This is a genomic window from Prevotella sp. AM42-24 (assembly GCF_003461825.1).
GTDB classification, from domain to species: domain Bacteria; phylum Bacteroidota; class Bacteroidia; order Bacteroidales; family Bacteroidaceae; genus Prevotella; species Prevotella hominis.
In genome coordinates this window covers 1-4,000 of the sequence record NZ_QTXV01000123.1, presented here as the reverse complement: position 1 = coordinate 4,000, position 4,000 = coordinate 1, and the positions used below count along the sequence as shown (strand labels likewise).

Annotated in this window: 2 protein-coding genes; both read left to right on the top strand. The window is 45.7% G+C overall.

What is annotated here, in order from left to right; genetic code table 11:
- Positions 1–65 precede the first annotated feature (65 nt).
- On the top strand, positions 66–1,649 hold the full coding sequence (locus DW917_RS16450; RefSeq protein WP_118120461.1) for an ATP-binding protein: 1,584 nt from the start codon (positions 66–68) through the stop codon (positions 1,647–1,649).
- Positions 1,650–2,325: 676 nt separating this feature from the next.
- Positions 2,326–3,933 carry an alkaline phosphatase PafA gene (gene pafA / locus DW917_RS16445; protein ID WP_118120462.1) on the top strand — a complete coding sequence of 536 codons (1,608 nt, stop codon included), beginning with the start codon at positions 2,326–2,328 and terminating at the stop codon, positions 3,931–3,933.
- Positions 3,934–4,000 lie beyond the last annotated feature (67 nt).

Here is a 4,000-nt window from a genome sequence, read left to right as displayed (position 1 = left end):
ATTATACTGGCTTATAATTCAGAAATTTTATCTAAATTTGCGCCATACAAATAGGAGAAAGGATTATGGCAAACAATGAATACAGAAAGCTGCCTACAGGCATACAATCTTTCTATATCATCAGAGAGGAAGGGTATCTCTATGTTGATAAGACTGACATGGTTTGGAATTTGGCGAACAAAGGTCTAAAGTATAATTACTTGAGCCGCCCTCGCCGATTCGGAAAGTCTGTGCTCGTTGATACGCTCCTATGTTACTTCGAAGGAAGAAAGGAACTCTTCGAAGGACTCAAAATCATGGACTTGGAGAAGGATTGGAAAGCATATCCTGTGATTCGACTCGACATGAGCCGTGGAGGAGCCAATGTAGAAACCTTGCGTTCGTACCTGAATCTGCGATTCGGATACTACGAGGAGAAGTATGCCATCACTCCTGACCCTACCACCCAACTTGCCGACCGCTTTGATGCCATCATTACGACGGCATACAAACAGACGGGCTTGAAGGTTGCCATCCTCATCGACGAATATGATTCTCCACTCCAGCACTCTTGGAAAACACCGGAACACGAAGCATGCACCGAGGTATATCGTGAAGTCTTTGCCATTTTAAAGGCAGATGATGAATACGAGCGTCTGGTCTTTATCACGGGCATCACCAAGTTTACGCAGATTTCCCTTTTCTCCGTGCTCAACAATTTAACCAACATCAGTTTCCTACCAGAATATGCAGCCATCTGCGGCATTACTGAGGAGGAGATAAAAGAGAACTTCAAGCCTGAACTTGAAAAAATGGCAGAGGTGAACGGATGGACTTTGCAAGAAACCCACGACAAGCTGAAGGACTACTACGACGGTTACCATTTCAGTCGCCGAAACATGGTTGACATCTACAATCCTTTCAGCCTTATCAATGCGCTTGATACCCAGGATCTCAACAGTTATTGGGCGTCATCGGGAGCCACATCCATGCTGACGAAGTTCATTAAGGATGCAGAGTTGCGCCTACCTGATTTTGAGGATTCCATGATTCTCCGCAACACCTTGGAAACTTCCGATGTTACTGGTGGAGGACCAGAACTCTTCTTATATCAATCAGGTTATCTCACCATCAAATCGTGCGTAGGAAATGTCTATCACTTAGGCTTCCCAAATGAAGAGGTAAAACAGGCGCTATACGAATGCGTACTGCCTGCATTGACCATGCGACAAGAGGCTGATACACAATCTCTGCAAGCGCAGTTGTACCAATATCTGGAATACAAAGAGTTAGACAAGGCGATGAAAGCGCTTAAAGCATTGGTTGCCGATGTGCCTTACAGCAACAAGAAGTTGGCATCCATGGATATGGAAGAGCGTTACCGACTGATCATCAGTACCATCTTGAATGCCATCGGTTTGAAGGTGGAAGTAGAGCACATGCTTTCTACTGGCAGAATCGACCTCGTTGTCAAAACAACTCATCACATCTATATAATAGAACTGAAGTTAAGAAACAATGGAGGCAAGGAAGCTGCCATTAAGCAAATTCAAGACCGCCAATACCTGGAGCCTTTCAAGGCCGACAAGCGAGAGGTAGTAGGCTTAGGCATAGAACTAGACGAAGAAGGCAAAGGCATTTTGGATTGGGAGATGGTAAATGAAGAATGAAGCAACAGCATAGTCATACTTAACAAGAGGGGTCACTGGGTTCTTGCTCAAAAGCTGCTTCTGCATAAGTTAAACAAATTTTAGTATAGCACATCCACACGCTTTTGCAAGTGACCCAAAAATTAAACATTTTTATTAACAAATATATATTTAAGTTCCATTTCCTCTAAAGAAGTGCAAGTACGAACTCTAACGATGCGCTTTATTAAGGTCTAATGATGCGCATCGTTAGGTGTTAATGATGCGCATCGTTAGGTGCTAAAGAAGCGCATCGTTAGGTACTAAACAAGCGCATCGTTAGATCATGTGGATTTTCCACCAGTTATATTACTGAAAATCAGCAAATTACACTCCATTTCAAGACAGCGAACTCTTGCCGCCAACAGGAAGAACAGAAATATAAAAGTTTGTTTCATCATTATATTGTATCATTAAACTATGCTATTGTAAAATACAAAAACTTTTACAATAAATAAACTATCTTTTGTCCTCTGCTTGGGCAATTTTACACCCTATGCAAACAAAAACATCTCTATAGGCAGCCGATGTTCACTAACCTGCAGCGATGCGTCTCGAAACACGAATTTTCTCTGCTTTTCATGGTTTTGTAACAAATTAATCGTACCTTTGCAAGCGAATTTAAAACATATTACAATATTATCAAGTGAAGAAGATTATGAACAAATTCTTTAAACTTATCTTCGTGCTTTGCGCCTTCTGTGGCATCACACAAGCACAACCAGCACGACCAAAATTGGTTGTAGGACTGGTGGTTGACCAAATGCGTTGGGATTATCTCTATCGCTACCAAGACCGTTATTGCGAGGGTGGCTTCAAGCGATTGCTGAACGAGGGATTCAGCTACGAGAACTGCCGCATCCCTTATATCCCTTCCGTCACCGCCATCGGTCATACCTCCATCTATACAGGTTCCGTACCTTCCCTCCACGGCATTGCCGGCAATAACTTCATGAAGGATGGCAAGAAGACATACTGCACTGAGGACAACTCCGTGAAGCCTGTAGGCTCCAATGGTAAAGCTGGCTTGGAGTCACCTCGCAACATGTGGTGTACCACCATCGGCGATGAGCTTCGCATCGCCACCAACGACCGCAGCAAGGTCATCGGCGTTGCCATCAAAGACCGTGCCGCCATCCTCCCTGCTGGTCATCATGCCAATGGTGCCTACTGGTACGACCCTGAGGTAGGCAAATTTATCACCAGCAGTTTCTACATGGACAAGTTGCCTGCATGGGTGAGCAACTTCAACAGACAGAACTTACCTAAGAAGTATCTCTCTGAAAAATGGAACACCCTCTATCCTATCGACACCTACAAGCAGAGCACTGCCGACGACACCAACTATGAAAGGGAAGTGAAGCCAGGCGTTAAGCCAGTGCTTCCACTCGACCTCCCTGCCTTATACAAGAAATATGGTTACGACATCCTCCGCAGCACTCCTTTCGGCAACAGCTACACCCTGGAGATGGCAAAGGCGGCGATCGCAGGCGAGAACCTTGGCGGTGGGAATGAGACCGACTTCCTTGCCGTGAGTTGTTCCTGCACCGATGTCATCGGTCATCAGGTAGGACCTAACGCCGTAGAGATAGAAGACACTTACCTCCGCTTGGACAAGGACTTCGCAGATTTCTTCAACTATCTCGATCAAAAGGTGGGCAAAGGCAATTACACTGTGTTCCTCAGTGCCGACCATGGTGGCATGAACAATGCCCAGTTCTTGCTCGACCGCCGCATCCCTGCTGGCGACTGGAACACCAAGACAGCCCAGAAGGACTTGAACGAGATGCTCAAGGCAAAATATCCATCAGCAGGCGACCTCGTGAAATGGGTATCCAACTATCAGGTGTTCTTTGATACCCAGAAGATAGATTCCCTCTCCCTCGACTACAATGCCATCAAGCAAGAGGTGGTGAACCGACTGAAAAAAGACAAGCGAGTGCAGTATGCTTGCGATATGGAAAAAGCATCCATCGAGAGCATCCCTGAGGAAATCAAATATCGCATCATCAACGGCTACAACCGTGAGCGCAGCGGTGGCGTACAAGTTATCCTGAAGCCTGCCTACTACAGCAACGGAATGAAGGGAACCACCCACGGCGCATGGAATGGCTATGACACCCACATTCCTTTGGTATTCATGGGATGGGGCATCCAGCATGGAGCCAGCACCAAGCCATGCTACATGACCGACATCGCACCAACCGTATGTGCCCTGCTTCATATCCAGGCACCTAACGGCTGCATCGGCACACCGATATTCTAAATAAAAAGCAAAAAGCTGGATAATAAATAAAGAGGGTGTGTCATAAGTCTGTGACGCACCCTTTTTT